General features: G+C 73.8%; 13 protein-coding genes and 1 pseudogene. 5 read left to right on the forward strand and 9 right to left on the reverse strand.

Features of this window, described 5'->3' with window-relative positions; translation table 11 throughout:
• Positions 1-203: 203 nt before the first annotated feature.
• Positions 204-517: pseudogene (locus tag LIU39_RS33625) on the forward strand (class I SAM-dependent methyltransferase).
• A 58-nt stretch (positions 518-575) separates the two neighbouring features.
• Here LIU39_RS33625 and LIU39_RS33630 read toward each other — a convergent pair.
• The 3 genes from LIU39_RS33630 to LIU39_RS33640 form a co-directional block, all read right to left on the reverse strand.
• Entirely contained in the window at positions 576-764 is a 189-nt protein-coding gene (locus tag LIU39_RS33630; RefSeq protein WP_227050773.1) for a hypothetical protein, read from the reverse strand.
• Positions 761-1,978, reverse strand: a complete 1,218-nt coding sequence (locus LIU39_RS33635) for a globin domain-containing protein (protein ID WP_227050774.1) — start codon at positions 1,976-1,978, stop codon at positions 761-763. Before LIU39_RS33635 ends, LIU39_RS33630 begins: the two co-directional genes overlap by 4 nt.
• Positions 1,979-2,117: 139 nt before the next feature.
• Positions 2,118-2,564 (reverse strand): RrF2 family transcriptional regulator, encoded by a 447-nt coding sequence (locus LIU39_RS33640; RefSeq protein ID WP_227050775.1) that lies wholly within the window; start codon positions 2,562-2,564, stop codon positions 2,118-2,120.
• A 323-nt stretch (positions 2,565-2,887) separates the two neighbouring features.
• Here LIU39_RS33640 and LIU39_RS33645 point away from each other — a divergent pair, with 323 nt between their 5' ends.
• Complete coding sequence (locus LIU39_RS33645; RefSeq protein ID WP_227050776.1) at positions 2,888-4,102, forward strand: glycosyltransferase; 1,215 nt, start codon at positions 2,888-2,890, stop codon at positions 4,100-4,102.
• Positions 4,103-4,317: 215 nt separating this feature from the next.
• Complete coding sequence (locus LIU39_RS33650; RefSeq protein WP_227050777.1) at positions 4,318-5,055, forward strand: SDR family NAD(P)-dependent oxidoreductase; 738 nt, start codon at positions 4,318-4,320, stop codon at positions 5,053-5,055.
• A 199-nt stretch (positions 5,056-5,254) separates the two neighbouring features.
• Here the strand turns inward: LIU39_RS33650 and LIU39_RS33655 are convergent, their stop codons facing one another.
• From LIU39_RS33655 to LIU39_RS33665, 3 genes are all read right to left on the reverse strand, one after another.
• On the reverse strand, positions 5,255-6,082 hold the full coding sequence (locus LIU39_RS33655; RefSeq protein WP_227050778.1) for a polysaccharide deacetylase family protein: 828 nt from the start codon (positions 6,080-6,082) through the stop codon (positions 5,255-5,257).
• Between the two features lie 140 nt (positions 6,083-6,222).
• On the reverse strand, positions 6,223-7,323 hold the full coding sequence (locus LIU39_RS33660) for a calcium:cation antiporter (protein WP_227050779.1): 1,101 nt from the start codon (positions 7,321-7,323) through the stop codon (positions 6,223-6,225).
• Between the two features lie 91 nt (positions 7,324-7,414).
• The gene (locus tag LIU39_RS33665) at positions 7,415-8,158 is read right to left on the reverse strand and encodes a hypothetical protein (RefSeq protein WP_227050780.1); all 744 of its coding nucleotides are present in this window, start codon (positions 8,156-8,158) and stop codon (positions 7,415-7,417) included.
• A gap of 248 nt (positions 8,159-8,406) precedes the next feature.
• On the opposite strand from LIU39_RS33665, the gene ggt reads away from it, so the two are divergent.
• The gene (gene ggt / locus LIU39_RS33670; protein WP_227050781.1) at positions 8,407-10,236 is read left to right on the forward strand and encodes a gamma-glutamyltransferase; all 1,830 of its coding nucleotides are present in this window, start codon (positions 8,407-8,409) and stop codon (positions 10,234-10,236) included.
• A gap of 129 nt (positions 10,237-10,365) precedes the next feature.
• Positions 10,366-11,868: an amidase gene (locus LIU39_RS33675; RefSeq protein ID WP_227050782.1), complete on the forward strand. Its 1,503-nt coding sequence runs from the start codon at positions 10,366-10,368 to the stop codon at positions 11,866-11,868.
• Here the strand turns inward: LIU39_RS33675 and LIU39_RS33680 are convergent.
• From LIU39_RS33680 to LIU39_RS33690, 3 genes are all read right to left on the reverse strand, one after another.
• Positions 11,852-12,403: an isochorismatase family protein gene (locus LIU39_RS33680; RefSeq protein ID WP_227050783.1), complete on the reverse strand. Its 552-nt coding sequence runs from the start codon at positions 12,401-12,403 to the stop codon at positions 11,852-11,854. The genes LIU39_RS33675 and LIU39_RS33680 overlap by 17 nt on opposite strands.
• A 67-nt stretch (positions 12,404-12,470) precedes the next feature.
• Positions 12,471-13,907, reverse strand: coding sequence for an MFS transporter (locus tag LIU39_RS33685; protein ID WP_227050784.1), 1,437 nt, complete (start codon positions 13,905-13,907; stop codon positions 12,471-12,473).
• Complete coding sequence (locus LIU39_RS33690; protein WP_227050785.1) at positions 13,904-14,335, reverse strand: MarR family winged helix-turn-helix transcriptional regulator; 432 nt, start codon at positions 14,333-14,335, stop codon at positions 13,904-13,906. Before LIU39_RS33690 ends, LIU39_RS33685 begins: the two co-directional genes overlap by 4 nt.
• Positions 14,336-14,444 lie beyond the last annotated feature (109 nt).

Below are 14,444 nucleotides of genomic sequence, written 5' to 3' on the forward strand. Positions count from 1 at the left end.
GGGCCGGGGGCAGGGGCAGGGGTGTCGCAGACGCGGTTCGACGGGAGTGGGCGGCCTGGGCCGGTCAGGGTGAGGCGTACGTGGCGGGTTTCGGGCAGCTCTGTGCTCGTACGGTGCCCGCGCTGCTGGAGGCGGCCGGGGCCGGCGAGGAGGTGCGGGTGCTCGATGCCGGCACCGGGACAGGAGTGGCCGCGGCCGCAGCCGTGGCGTGCGGTGCGCGGGTGAGTGGTATGGACGCCGAACCTGACATGGTCCGGCTGGCGGCCGCTGCCGTCCCCGCCGCCGACGTCCGCCTCGCCGCATTGCGCCATCTCCCGTACCCGACGCCGCGTTCGACGCGGGCGTCGGCAACTTCGTGCTCAACCACGTCGGCCGGTCGCGCCAGGCGCCGGCCGAGCTGTGCCGGGTGACGCGTCCTGGCGGGCGGATCGCGCTGACCGTGTGGGCGTCACCCGCCCGGCGCACCTGCCCGCCCTCGCGCCCGATGACGACTTCCCGCGGTCCGAGGGCGGCCTGACCGGCCTGCTGGACGCGGCGGGGCTGGTGGCGTCCGGCTGCCGGACGCTGTCCTGGAATCACCGTGCGACGCCGGACGAGTGGTGGCGCGGGCCCGCGGCCGTGGCGGCCACCATCGGGCGGACGGTGAACAGCCGGGGCCCCGCGGTGGTCGGCCGCATCAGGCGCCGGTTCGAGCTGCTCGCGGTGGAGTTCGCCGACGCGTCGGGCGTGCTGCCGGCCTCCGGGCGGGCGCCGGCCGTCCTCACAGTCCCTGGCCGGGCCCGAATACCTCGTGGTGGATGTCGGCCGCGCGCACGCCGGACGCCAGCAGCTGCGCGCGGACGGACCGCATGAACGGCACCGGGCCGCAGAGGTGGGCGACGGTGCCGGCCGGAATCCGCAGGCGGGTGAGGTCCATCAGGCCGGAGCGGACGGCGGGGCCTTCGGTGCTGTCGTCGTGCGGGGAGCCGGCGCCGTCCGGCCGCTCGTACCAGACCGCCGCTTCGGCGTGTGCCAACGTGCCGATGAGGCGCCGGAGTTCGGCGCGGTAGGGGTGGCTTCCGGGGGTGCGGTCGGCGTGTGCGGCGATGATGCGGCGGCGTGAGCCGGTGGCGGCAAGATGGGTGAGCATGCCGATGGCGGGTGTGCAGCCGATGCCCGCGGTCGCGAACAGCAGCGGCCCCTCGCCCTCGTCGAGCACCACGTCGCCGAACGGGGCGCTCGCCCGCAGGTGGTCCCCTTCGTGGACGTGGTCGTGCAGAAAGCCGGAGACCTCGCCCGCCGGATCGCCGTCCGGGCCGCCCGGCACCCGCTTCACGGAGAAGCGGAGCGCGCCGTCCGGCTGTCCGGTCAGGCTGTACTGGCGTATCTGGCGCGCCCCGTCCGGGAGTTCGACCTGCACGGACAGGTACTGTCCCGGCCGGGACGCGGGCGCCGGAGCGCCGTCGAGCGGGCGCAGCAGGAACGTCGTGACGTCGTCCGTCTCCCGGACGCGGCCGGTCACCCGGTGCGTGCGCCAGGTCCGGCCGTCCGGAGCGCCGGCCGCCGTGTACAGCTGCCGTTCCGCCGCGATCAGTCCGTGGGCCATCAGCCAGTACACCTCGTCCCAGGCCGCGGCGACCTCGTCGGTCACCGCGTCGCCGAGCACGTCCGCGATGGCCGCGAACAGGTGCGTGTGCACCAGGGGGTACTGCTCCTCGCGTATCCCCAGGGAGGCGTGCTTGTGCGCGATCCGGGTGAGCAGCGCGTCGGGCCGGTCGTCCGGGTGCTCCAGGAGGTGCCCGGCGAAGGCGGCGATGGATCCGGCGAGCGCCTGCCGCTGGGTGCCGTTGGCCTGGTTGGCGCGGTTGAACAGATCGCGCAGCAGGGCGGGTTGGGCCGCGAACAGCCTGTCGTAGAAGAGCGGGGTGATGTCGCCGATGGCGGCGGTGACGGCGGGGAGGGTGGCGCGGACGGTATCGGCCGACTTCGGTGACAGCATCGGTGGCTCCGGACTCTTGGTTGGGGGGCACCCGGATCCGATCGCACAAATATGTATGTGAGATGCGCATTTAAGGGTGTGCGGGAGTGGGGTGGGAGAGGGGTGTGTCGTGGTGGCTGAGGAGAGGTGGGTGCCGGGGTCAGTCCGGCGGGTGGGAGGTCAGGCTGAGCAGGAGGGGGCCGGTGGGGGCCGCCACCAGATCGTCGACCGACAGCGGGTCGAGTGCGGCGAAGAACGCCTCCTGTGCCGTGCGCAGGGCGCCGCGCAGGCGGCAGTCGCCGCGCAGTGGGCACGGCGGATCGTCCTCGCAGCCCACCACGTCGTCGACGCCTTCCAGTTGCCGCACGAGCCGGCCGAGCGAACCCGTACGGCCGGCGGCGGTCAGGGTCAGCCCGCCGCCCCGCCCGCGCCGCGCCTCGACGGCGCCGAGGTGCTGGAGCTTGCTGACCACCTTGGCGGCGTGCGTGTAAGGCACCTCGACCGCGCCGGCCACCTCGCGGGTGGTCGGCGCGTCCGCGGTGTCGCCGAGTACGGCCAGGCGCATGGCGATGCGCAGCGCGATGTCGGTGCTCTTGGTCAGTCGCACGAATCCACCGTATAGAATTGGTATGTGGAATGCCAATTCAGGCTTCGCGGCCCGCCGCCCACCGCCCGCAAGGCGATGCGGTCCGTCGCTCTTGGCTCGATATCGCCGGGCGCTGTCAGCGAGCGTTGACGCGCTGACCAGGCTCTCCTTACGGTGATCAGGTCACCGGTCATACACGGTGCGGGTCGGCGGAGGGGGACTGCGGCGACGCCGCTCGCCGACGCCAGGACGCCCGCGCGGCGCCCGTGCCCGGCGGCAGTGGGGGGTTTCCGGCCATGGCGGCCCCCGGCCGGGACGGCCATCGCCCAGAGAATGAGGAACCCATGCGTGTCCTGTGCACCTCGACCGGTTCGCCGTCCCACGGCCGGGCCCTGCTCCCGCTGGCCCGCGCGCTGGCCGCGGCCGGACATAAGGTCACGGTGGCCTCGACCGCCGAACTCGCCCCGGTCTTCGCCGACGACGACGTCACCGTGAACATCTGCCTGCCCACGATGATCCCGCCGTCCGACGCCCCTGCCGACGCCGCCCCCGGCGACGCACCCGCCACCGACGAGAGCGCCGCGGACGACGGTCTTGACCCGCATGTGCGCAAGATGCTCGGCCTGCTGACGGGGGACCATGCGCTCGCCTCGCACGAGGTGCTGACGAAGGTCGCGCGCGAGGTGCGCCCCGATGTCATCATCCGTGACGGCATGGACGTGGCCGCCTGCCTGCTCGCCGAGCAGCTCGGCATCCCGCACCTGCCCATCCCCTCCGGCCTGGTCAACATGGTCGACCCGGCCGCCATGCTGCCCGGCATGAACCGGCTGCGCCAGGGCCTGGGGCTGCCCGTTCAGGACGAGCCCGGTTCGCTGTACCCCTACGGCCGGTTCGACTACCTGCCCGCCGAGTACTCCTTCAGTCGCTATCCGGCCACCGTGCTGTCCTACCGCCAGACCACCCTCGTGGACCGCACCGCGGGCCTCCCGGACTGGGTGACCCGGCTGCCCGCGGACCGGCCTCTGGTGTTCGCCGCCGTCGGCACCGCGCTGCCGATGCTCCAGACCGTGCTGCCCGAGGGCGCGCCGCTGCCGGACGGCATGACCGATCCGGCGGTGATGCTGCGGGCGGCCGTCGCCGGGCTGTCGCAGCTGGACTGCACGGCGATCGTGGCGACCGGCGGCATCCTGCTCGACGGCATCGAGCCCGCTCCGCACGTCCACCTCACCGACCGGATCGCGCAGCCGCTGCTGCTGGAGTGCGTCGACCTGTTCGTCACGCACGGCGGCTACAACAGCATCCGGGAGGCGGTGCGTACGGGCACGCCGATGGCGGTGGTGCCGAACTTCGGCGACCAGCCGCAGAACGCCGAGCGGGTGCAGGAACTCGGCCTGGGCCGGCAGCTGGCCGACCTCGGCCCCGACGCCTTCGCGGCGGCCTGCCGGGACATCCTGACGGACAGTGCCACCGCCACCCGGGTCCGCCGGGCGCAGCGCGCCGCCCTCGCCCTCCCGGACGTCGGACAGGTGTCGGCCGACCTGAAGAAGCTCATCGGCTGAGGCCACGGCCGGCGGCGGCCGGCACGATCCGGCACCGTGCACCTCGGGCCGCCGCCCGCCCCCGCTTCGCCCGTGGCCGCCCCACGATGATCCTTTACGATCCCTTACGGCCGCCCGGAGTCACGGGCGGCCGGGAAGAGACGAGGTGAGGACGTGGTCATGCAGCCTTCGACGCGGCGTACCCGGCGGGTGCCCACGGGGCGGGGGAACGCCCGATGAGCCGTGCGGTGTTGGTGACCGGGGCGTCGCGCGGCATCGGGCGGGCGGTCGCCGAGCGGTTCGCCGCACAGGGCGACCGGGTCGCGCTGCACTACGCCTCGCGCCAGGAGGCCGCCCGGGAGGCGTTCGGCGCGCTGGCGGGCACGGGACACGTGCTGGTGCGGGGCGATGTGAGTTCACCGGATGGCGCCGCGGACGTGGTGGCGTCCGCCGTGGACGGCCTCGGCGGCGTCGACGTCCTGGTCAACAACGCGGCCGCGAACAGCCCGCACCCGCTGGCCGAGACCTCGTTCGACGACTGGCGGGACGCCTGGCGGCGGATCGGCGACGTGAATCTGCTGGGGGCGGCGCACGTCAGCTACTGCGCGGCGCGGAACATGATCGACCGGGCGGTGCAGGGACGGATCGTCAACGTCGGCTCGCGCGGCGCGTTCCGCGGGGAGCCCGACCACCCCGCCTACGGGGCGTCCAAGGCGGGGCTGCATGCCATGGGCCAGTCGCTCGCAGTGCATCTGGCGCCGTACGGCATCGCGGTCGCCTCGGTGGCGCCGGGATTCGTGGCGACCGAGCGGGTCGCCGACCGGCTGACGGACGAGGTGCGGGCGCAGAGCCCGTTCGGCCGGGTCGCGACGCCGGACGAGGTGGCGTCGGCGGTGCACTATCTGGCCTCGCCCGGCGCGGTGTGGACGTCGGGCACGGTCCTGGACGTGAACGGGGCGTCGCATCTGCGGTGAGCGGGTCGGGACAAAGGGAAGCCCCGGCCGGACGGGGGAATCCAGCCGGGGCGGCTCTGGGGGAAGCGGACGTCCGCTTCCAATTGAACGGTAAACCATTGTGGGGGCAATCAGGGCTATACGTGACAACTGTCACGCGTATCGGACTCTCGTATCGCACTCATCGGACCCTTGCATCGCACTCTCGCCGGGCGTCTTCTCAGGGCCGTAGGCGGACCGGTGTGTAGCCCTGGTCCAGCAGGCGTGGCAGGTACCACTCCAGCGCGCTGACGGTCTGCGAGCGGTTGCCGCCGCCGTCGTGGGACAGCACGATCGCCCCCGGCTGCATCTCGCCCATGACCGTGGAGGCGATCCGGCGGGATCCGGGACGGGTCCAGTCCTGCGAGTCGACCGACCAGCCGACCGGCGACATGCCCAGGCCGTTGCAGATGCCCAGCGCGGCCGCGTCCCAGTCGCCGTACGGGGCGCGGGCCAGCGCCGGCGCGACCCCCAGCGTCTCCTCGATCACGCTGCTGGTGCGGCCCAGTTCGCTGCGCACCGCGGCCGGGCGGAGCTTGGTGAGCTGCGGATGGGTCCATGTGTGATTGGCGACGACGTGCCCCTCGCCGGCGATGGCGTGCAGCAGTCCTGGATGTTCCGTGGCGCATTCGCCGACGACGAAGAAGGTGGCCTGGGCGCCGTGCCGGCGCAGCACCCGCAGCACTTCGGGGGTGTAGCGCGGGTCGGGACCGTCGTCGAAGGTCAGCGCGATCTCACGGGTGTGGGTCGGCAGGGTGAACGTCACGTCGGCGCGGGGCGGTGCGGCGCCGGGCCCCGACAGTGCGGTCTCCCCGGCGATCGGGCGCAGCCGGTAGCCGTCCGGTGCGCTTGCGGGGACGGCCGTGCCGGGCGCGCGGGCCGCAGGGTGCGGCTCGGGTCCGGCCGCGCCCTTGTGGTCCATGGCGGGTTGCGGGGTGTGGGCGAGAGGGGCCGGCAGCAGGCGGCTCGCGGAGAGCACACCCACCACGACGGCGCCTCGCAGGAACATCCGGCGCGTATTTGTGTGGTTATCGGATTGCACATCCCTGTGCTCTCACGCGGCCACCGGCCGGAACGGCATTGACGCCCCGGGGCGACGGTGCCGCACCCGAACGGCCCGCAGCGCGCGGCGGCCCGGTGTGCGGCGGCTCAGGGGCTGACCGCGAGGACGATGTATGCGGCCAGCAGCGCCAGGTGGATGCCACCCTGGAGGGGAGTGGCGCGGCCCGGGACGACCGTCAGGGTGCCCACCACGACGGTCAGCGCGAGCAGCACCATATGGGTCGCCCCGAGCCCCAGTTCCAGCGGCCCCGGCAGCCAGACGGAGGCGGCGGCGACCGCGGGAATGGTCAGGCCGATGCTCGCCATCGCCGAGCCGAGGCCGAGGTTGAGGCTGGTCTGCACCCGGTCACGGCGGGCCGCGCGGACCGCCGCGATGGTCTCGGGCAGCAGCACCAGCAGCGCGATCACGATCCCGACGACGGAGGACGGCAGCCCGGCGGCGGCCACCCCCGACTCGATGGTCGGCGACACCGCCTTGGCCAGCCCGACCACCGCGATCAGGGCCAGCGCCAGCAGCACCAGGCTGGTCAGCGCGACCCGTGACGACGGCGGATCGGCATGGTCCTCGGCGTCGACCACCCGGCCCGACGTCGTCACCGGCAGGAAGTAGTCCCGGTGCCGGACGGTCTGGGTCGTCACGAACATGCCGTACAGCACCAGCGCGGCCAGCGCGGCGAAGATCAGCTGCGGGGGCGAGAACTGCGCCTCCGAGCCGCTGGTGGTGAACCGCGGCAGGACCAGGCTCAGGCCGGCCAGGGTGGTGACCGTCGCCAGTGCGGCGCCGGTGCCCTCGGCGTTGAAGACCGCGACCCGCCGCTTGAGCGCGCCGACCAGCAGGCTCAGCCCGACGATGCCGTTGCAGGTGATCATCACCGCGGCGAAGACGGTGTCCCTGGCCAGCGCGCTGCTGTTGTCGCCGCCGTCGGCCATCAGGGTGACGATCAGTGCCACTTCGATGATCGTCACCGCCACCGCGAGCACCAGGGAGCCGAACGGCTCGCCCACCCGGTGCGCGATCACCTCGGCGTGGTGCACGGCCGCCAGCACCGATCCCGCCAGGAAGCAGGACACCACGGCGACCAGCGCGGCCGGCAGCGATCTGCCCCAGGTCAGGGCCAGCAGGATGGCCGAGAGGACCGGCAGTGCACCGGTCCAGCGCAGCACGGTCGAGCGGAGCTCAGCGATCATGCCATCGAGCTTGGCAGAAGCCCGGGGTGCCTGCCCGCCGTGCCGGGCCATCGGCGGGCGGCCCGGCGCTACATGTGCGGTGCCCGGCGGGTCAGGCCGCCGCCCGGTGCCCCTTCGGCTCGGCGGGCGCCGTCGCCGCCTTGGTGACGTCCGCGACGACCTCGACCACGTCAGGCCCGTACGCCTGCGAGTTGACCACCTTCAGCAGGACGCAGAACTGTCCGTCGGCGCCGTGCCTGCGGGCCAGCCGCGCGCGGTTCTTCACCAGGTGGCGGACCGCGGCCCGGTGGGTGACCGGGCGCTGTCCCGCCGCCAGGAACACCGGCCGGTCGCCTTCGCCCGCGGTCAGCCGAGCCAGCAGGACGTACTCGACCGCGCCCGGCTCCACCGGGTACGCCGTGCCGCCGATGGTGAACGTGCCGCGGCCTGCGCCGGTCGCGTCGCCCGGGTGCACCGTGACCCCCGGCAGCAGGCTGGCCAGGTGGGCGGCGAGCCTGCGGTGTGCCGTCGGGTCGCCGACGCAGAACTCGGTGCGGGCGCCGAAGCCCTGGAGCCCGGTGTCGTGCGGGGCGACCTCCGGATGCGCCCCGCAGTTCTCGATCACCGCGGCCAGGCCGAGCAGCGCCAGCGCGTCGTGGCGCGGGATGCTCCAGTGGGCCGATGCGCTGTCCCGGTGAGTGACCAGGACGCACTCCGAGCCGTCGGGCAGCCCGAAGAAGCTCTGTTCACGGGTCAGCTTCCGGCGGGCCGCCGCCGATTGCGCGGCCCAGCCGGCCGCCAGGCCGATGACGAGCGCGCCGGCCGTTGAGGCCAGAAGGAGCAGGATGTCGTCCATGGCGGGGGAGCGTAGCGGCTGTCCGGGTGTGTGTTCGAGCGCGGTGGGTCGGATGGGCGGCCTTGTCCGGGTCCGGCGCTCCATGGATGGCCGAGACAAACCGCGCGGGCGGGATGTGTGGCCTCAAAGGCAGGCACATGCCTTGTGTGTCCGGTAGATGTCCATACGGTCCACCCCTCTGTCATCACGCGGACACCACGAGTAGGCTCCGGCCACCCGCGTACCGCGCGCTTGGAGGAAATTTCCGTATGTCCCATGTCCGACGCCTCACCGTCCTGGGAACCGTGGCCGTGCTGGCCGGCTCCCTGGTGGCGGTCCCGGCCGCCGCCCAGTCAGCGCCACCGCAGCAACACCCCACCGCCCAGGACATATCCACCGGCACCCCGGCCAAGACCCCCCTCGCCATCGGCTCGGGCGGCGCCGTCTCCAGCGTCGACGCCGACGCATCGGCCGCCGGCATCGCCGTGCTGAAGAAGGGCGGCAACGCCGTGGACGCCGCGGTCGCCACCGCCGCCGCCCTCGGAGTCACCGAACCGTACTCCGCAGGCGTCGGCGGCGGCGGCTACTTCGTCTACTACGACGCGAAGACGAAGTCGGTACGCACCCTCGACGGCCGGGAGACGGCGCCGCGCTCCGCGGGCAAGGACCTCTTCCTGGAGAACGGCAAGCCGCTGCCGTTCGCCGACGTCGTCACCAGCGGGCTGAGCATCGGCACCCCCGGCACCCCCGCCACCTGGGACACCGCCCTCCACAAGTGGGGCAGCCGGTCGCTCGGGCAGGTGCTGCGGCCCGCGCAGAAGCTCGCCGCGCACGGCTTCACCGTCGACAAGACCTTCCGGCAGCAGACCGCGGACAACGAAGCGCGCTTCCGCGACTTCCCCGCCACCGCCGACCTGTTCCTGCCCGGCGGCAAGCTGCCCGAGGTCGGCTCGACGATCAAGAACCCCGATCTGGCCCGCACCTACGGTGAGTTGGCCAGGAAGGGCGTCGGCACGCTCTACGACGGCGCGCTCGGCAAGGACATCGTCCGCACCGTCCGCAAGCCCCCGGTGCGTCCCGGCGCCGACCGCACGGTGCGCCCCGGCGACCTCACCAGGAACGACCTGCGCAGGTACGAGGCGCTCAGCCAGGCGCCCACCCGCACCTCCTACCGCGGCCTCGACGTCTACGGCATGGCGCCGACCTCGTCCGGCGGCACCAGCGTCGCCGAGGCCCTCAACATCCTGGAGAAGACCGACCTCTCGCGGCTCAGCGAGAAGCAGTACCTGCACCGCTACATCGAGGCGAGCCGGATCGCCTTCGCCGACCGCGGCCGCTGGGTCGGCGACCCGGCCCAGGAGGACGTACCGGTCAAGGGCCTCACCTCGCAGCGGTTCGCCGATGCCCGCGAGTGCCTGATCAAGGACGACGCGGTGCTCCCCAGCCCGCTCGCGCCCGGCGACCCGCGCCACCCCCGCCGCTGCGGCTCCGCCGGCAAGGCGTCCCCGACGACGTACGAGGGGGAGAACACCACCCACCTCACCGTCGCCGACAAGTGGGGCAACATCGTCGCCTACACCCTCACCATCGAGCAGACCGGCGGCAGCGGCATCGTCGTCCCCGGCCGCGGGTTCCTGCTCAACAACGAGCTGACGGACTTCTCGTTCGCGCCGATCACACCAGGCGTGCACGACCCGAATCTGCCGGGCCCCGGCAAGCGGCCGCGCTCGTCCATCTCGCCGACGATCGTGCTGCGGCACGGCAAGCCCGTGGTGGCGCTCGGCTCGCCGGGCGGCGCGACCATCATCACCACCGTGCTCCAGACCCTCGTCAACTATCTGGACCGCGGGATGCCGCTGGTCGACGCCATCGCCGCGCCGCGCGCCAGCCAGCGCAACGCCGCGACGACCGAACTCGAACCGGGCCTGTGGAACAGCCCGCTGCGTGGACAACTCGAAGCCATCGGACACAAGTTCAGCCAGAACCCGGAGATCGGCGCGGCGACCGGCGTGCAGCCGCTGCCCGGCGGCCGCTGGCTCGCGGCGGCCGAAAAGGTGCGGCGCGGCGGCGGCTCGGCGATGGTGGTCCGGCACTCGTAACGGACATCTCCCGCCACCGTCCGGCAACGGCGCGACCCACCGGGGCGCGTCGTTGCCGGGCCCCGGCAGCGGCGCATAGCCTCCTGGGACTGTCTGTTCGAACGAACAGGCCCAGGGAGGCACCGCACCGTGAGCATCGACGAGAGCCGCGACCGCCGCACCGCCCCGGCCGCTGACGGACAGTGGGAAGGGCTCGCCGCGCAGGCCGCGGCACTGGCGGCGGGCGAGGTGTCGTCCGCCGCACTGGTCCGCCGCTCCCTGGAACGCATCGAGGCCACCGGACACACCGTCAACGCCTTCCGGCGGGTACGCGCCGAGGCCGCGGCGGACGAGGCCGAGGACGCCGACCGCAGGCTCGCGGCCGGCGAACGGCTGCCGCTGCTGGGCGTCCCGGTCGCCGTCAAGGACGACACCGACGTGGCAGGCGAGCCGACCGCGTTCGGCTGCGCGGGCGATTTTCCGCCCAAGACCCGCGACGCGGAAGCCGTACGGCGGCTGCGCGCGGCGGGCGCGATCGTCGTCGGCAAGACCAACGCCTGCGAACTGGGCCAGTGGCCGTTCACCGAAGGCCCCGCCTTCGGCGACACCCGCAACCCCTGGCACCTCGGCCACACCCCCGGCGGCTCGTCGGGCGGCTCGGCCGCGGCCGTCGCCGCCGGTCTGGTGCCCGCGGCCCTCGGCACCGACGGCGCGGGCTCGGTGCGTATCCCCGCCGCCTGGTCCCACCTCGTCGGCATCAAACCGCAGCGCGGCCGGATCTCCACCTGGCCGGATGCAGAATCCTTCGAGGGCATCACGGCCATCGGCCCGCTGGCCCGCACCGTCGAGGACGCGGCCCTGCTGCTGGACGCGGCGAGCGGCAGCCACCCCGGCGACCTGCACCGGCCGCCGCCGGTCGCGGCCCGCGAGGCCGCCGGACGCGACCCCGGCAGGCTGCGGATCGCGCTGTCCTGGAAGCCGCCGTTCACCGCCCTGCCCACCCCGCTGCACCCGGACGTACGCGCCGCGGTCACCGCACTCGCCCGTACCCTCGCCGGCCTCGGCCACTTCGTGGAGGAGGCCGAACCGGACTACGGGCTGATCGGCCTGGCCTTCGTCCCGCGCGCCACGGCCGGGGTCGGAGCCTGGGCGGCCCGCGTCCCCGACCGGCGCCTGCTGGACCGCCGCACGCGCGGGTCGGCACGTCTCGGACGCCTCCTCGGCGGGTCGGTCCTGCGCCGGGCGCGGGCCGTCGAAGGGCGCCAACAGCGGCGTATCGGCGCCCTGTTCGGCAGGTACGACGTGCTGCTGACGCCGACCACCGCCACGCCGCCACCACGGATCGGCACCCTCGCCCGGCTCAGCGGCCCGCGCACCGATCAGGCCATGATCGCGGCCTGCCCCTACGCCTGGCCGTGGAACGTCCTGGGCTGGCCCGGCGTGAGCGTCCCCGCCGGATTCAGCGCGGACCGCCTGCCGTTGGGCGCGCAGCTGCTCGGCCCCGGGCACAGCGAACCGCGGCTGATCTCGCTCGCCGCACAGCTCCAGGACGCCGTGCGCTGGCACGAGCGGCACCCGGCGGGCCATCCGGCACACGCGGGCGGCGGCCCCGGCGCGGAGCCGCCGCCGGGGGACGTCAGCCGAGGAGCTTGACGATCGCGTCGGTGGTGTCGGTCTCGCCGAGCCGCGGGAAGATCTTCTCCAGGCTGTTGCGGTGCGCCGCCTCGTCCATGTCGGTCACCGCGTCGGTCGCGATCGTGACGTGGTAGCCGTGCTCGTGCGCGGCACGGGCGCTGGACTCGACGCCGATGCTGGTGGCGATGCCGGCGAACACCACCTGCGTCACCCCACGGCGGCGCAGCTCCAGGTCCAGGCCGGTGCCGTGGAAGGCGCCCCACTGCTGCTTGGTGACGAGGATGTCGGCGGGCTGCCGGTCAAGATCGGGCACCAGCTCGGCCCAGTCGGCGGGCAGGGTGCCGCCCGGCATACCGGCCTCGGTACGGCCCGGCGCGCCGCCGGTGACGTTCACCAGCACGACGGGCAGGTCCCGCGCACGGAACGCGGCGGCCAGCCGGGCGCCGCGCTCGACGATCTCGGCGGTGGGGTGGACGCAGGGCAGGCCGGTGATGCCCTTCTGCAGATCGATCAGGACCAGCGCGGTCTTCGCGTCGAGTGTGGTGGCGGTCATGGGTGTCTCCTCGGATTCGGGTGAAGGGAAGGTAGGGAAGGCCGGGGCCGGTGTGCGGCCGGACGGGTCACAGGGGCTCCGTCCCGCGGGTCCGCAGTCCCCGGTCGGTCAGGGTCAGGACGAGCAGCAGCACGCCGAGCACCCCGCAGATCACGGCGATCCCGTGCAGTCCGGCGTCGGTGGCCCGGTGGCCGTACCGCACACCGATCAGGCTGGAGGCGAGGATCGCCCCGAGGTACTGGGCGGTGCGCTGGAGTCCGGCGGCCGCGCCCACGCCGTCGGCCGGGGCCTGGACGTAGACAGCGGCCGTGTTGCCGGTCGATGCCAGGCCCTGCGGGATGCCGAAGAGGGCTCCGGCACACAGCAGGGCGATCAGCGGGCTGGCGCCGTTCAGCAGCAGGCAGACCGCGCTGCCCGCGGTCAGGCAGAGCGCCGCCAGGGTCAGCGGGCCCCGGATGCCCTTCGTGCGGGCGCCCGCGACCGAGCAGACGGCGGCGGCACAGGACATCGGCAGCATGATCAGGCCGGCGTGGAAGGACGAGGCGCCGTGCGCCTCTTCGAGCCACTGGCTGAAGCCGTAGAGCACGCAGTAGATGACGAGATAGGCGAGGCCGTGGCGGAGGTAGGTGCGCGAGAGCGCGCCGTTGCGGGCGAGCATCCGCAGGTCGATGAACGGCTGCGGATGCCGCAGCTGCCACCACACCAGGACGGCGGCCAGGACGGCCACCGGCGCGAGCAGCGGCCAGCGCGGCTGGTCGAGACGGAGCAGGAAGAACATCGCGCAGGTCAGCGTCGCGGCGAACAGGGCGATGCCGAACGGGTCGAGGGAGCCGCCGGGCGCCGCGGCACCGTCCGCACGCGTCCGGCGGTCGTCGGCCGGCAGCCACAGCAGCGCGCAGAGCAGGGCGATCAGGGCGAGCGGCACGTTCACGGCGAATACCCCGCGCCAGCCGGTCGTCGCGGCGAGCAGCCCGCCGAGCGTCGGGCCGACGGCGGCACTGGCCAGCGCGGCGAGCGAGATCCGGCCGAGCACCGCGCGCGGCGTGGGCCGTCCGGTCCGCCGCGACTCGGCGCGCAGCATCGCCATCGCCGCGGGATAGGCGGCCGAGGTGCCGATGCCGAGGAGCACCCGCGAGGCGATCAGCACGGCGAAGGTCGGCGCGAGGGCCCCGACCAGGCCCGCGGCGCACACCACGAAGACGCCGGCGACGAAGACCCGGCGCGGGCCCTGGCGGTCGGCGAGGCGCCCCATGGACGGCTGTCCGACGGCGCTGGCGACGTACATCGCGGAGATCAGCCAGGCGGTGTCGGCGGCGCCGACGTGGAAGTCCTGGCCGATGGCCACCAGCGAGGTGGCGATCATCGTCGAGTTGATGGGGTTGAGCAGCGAGCCGAGCAGCAGCGGCGTCATCAGGCGGGCGCCGAAGGCCCGGCCGGGGTCGGGAACGGCGGCGTCCGGACGGTCTGCGGCCGGTGCGGCGGCGGTCCGCGCGGGCTCGCTCACGACGGCATCAGCCGCTGTATGAGCTCCGTCGCGGTGGCGAGGGTGCGCTGCTCGTCGGCGGTCAGCCGGTCGGAGATGGCCACCGCGAGCCAGTCCTGCTTGGCCCGGCGGACCTCCGCGAGCACCTGGCGACCCTCGTCGGTGAGCGAGAAGACGACCTGTCTGCCGTCCGTGGGATGCGGGCTGCGGGCGAGGATGCCGTTCTCCTCCAGCGCGCCGAGGGTCAGCCGCATGGACTGCGGGCGTACCAGTTCCGCGCGGGCCAGTGCGGCGGTGGTGGCGGGGCCGCCGCTGTCGATACGGGCGATCACCGCCCGCTGGGTGGGCGTCAGCGCGCCCTGCGGCGACGCGGCGCGCAGGTGGCGCATCAGCTGTGACACGGTCGCGCCGAGATCGTGCGCCAGGCGCTCCTGTTCCTTGTCCGGCATGCCGCCACCCTAGCTGCATTCGACAGGGAAACTTGCAAGTTTGCCTGTTGTTTGCTTGGGGAGTGCCGACCGCTTGCGGCTGCCTGCTGCTCCCCCCACCCCCGAACCC

It is taken from the genome of Streptomyces pinistramenti (assembly GCF_020564935.1).
Lineage (GTDB): Bacteria > Actinomycetota > Actinomycetes > Streptomycetales > Streptomycetaceae > Streptomyces > Streptomyces pinistramenti.